This window comes from Mesorhizobium sp. M4B.F.Ca.ET.089.01.1.1 (assembly GCF_004022605.1).
In the GTDB taxonomy this organism is placed as follows: Bacteria; Pseudomonadota; Alphaproteobacteria; order Rhizobiales; family Rhizobiaceae; genus Mesorhizobium; species Mesorhizobium abyssinicae.
The window spans coordinates 1-876 of record NZ_RZOS01000993.1 but is presented as its reverse complement, the minus strand read 5'-3'; the positions used below and the strand labels follow the sequence as shown (position 1 = coordinate 876).

Genomic DNA, 876 nt, shown 5'->3' with positions numbered 1-876 from the left:
CCCCGATTGCCTCGCGATACTGCTCCAGCGCTGTCCCGTCACCGTGAAAGAAGAACCTCGCAGCGACGATGACCGAAAGAAAGCCCTTGCGTTCGCCGATGAACTGGACCGGGGAAAGCAGGCCAGCCATGTAGATGCGTTCAATAGCCGGAATGACGCGGGTGTCATGATCCTCATCCCAGATCACCGCGAAGTCGTGAATCTGGGGAGTTGCAAGCGGCTTGCGAACCACGTCGAGCCATTCGACGCTACGCAGGACGGAATAGTGGGTACCCCGGCCAAGGGAACCTACGGGTCCAGTTTCATCATGCAGGCAGGAAAACAAAGTCGAATAGACAGGCAGGGAAGCCATTTCTCATCTCCGGGTCGGGGTCAAATGTCGCGGCTATCAACCGCTGCGAGGAAGCTTTCGGCTCCCGCGCCGTTCACGGTGCAGAGATAGGGAGGACCAACCGCGTGTTCAAGGCACCTCGGTGGAAGGCAGAGACGGCGGGAAGGCCGATGAGACTTGGTAAGCTTTGGGAAGGCTACGGTAATGGTTTCAGCATGGGAGGTTTGCTGGAGCGTCTGCGGAAAGTGGACGCGCAGAAAGCCTTTTTGCAGCCTGTAGCTGGTGAGGAGGCGGCATCGCGAAGTGGGCGCGACCCTGACGCGGCCGTTCTGGTTTAGGCAGGGCCCAGCGTCGTCGTGAAGACCGCAATGAGGTAGTCGGCGTCCACGATGTGTAGGCAGTCAGCGCCAGCACGGACAACGATCCCGTCGAGAACCACTTCATGGTTGCCTAGCTCCCCCACCAGAGAGAACACCGCGCCACCGCTATAGCCGTCCACAACATCCCGCTCGCGAGAGAACTTGTAACGGCGATAGTGCTGGACG

Annotated in this window: 2 protein-coding genes; both read right to left on the bottom strand. The window is 59.6% G+C overall.

What is annotated here, in order from left to right:
• Positions 1 to 352: hypothetical protein (locus EN780_RS35580; RefSeq protein WP_128276562.1), on the bottom strand; the 352-nt coding region annotated here is incomplete at its 3' end.
• A gap of 313 nt (positions 353 to 665) precedes the next feature.
• Positions 666 to 876 (bottom strand): hypothetical protein (locus tag EN780_RS39940; RefSeq protein ID WP_210215096.1); only part of this gene is annotated, 211 nt, incomplete at its 5' end.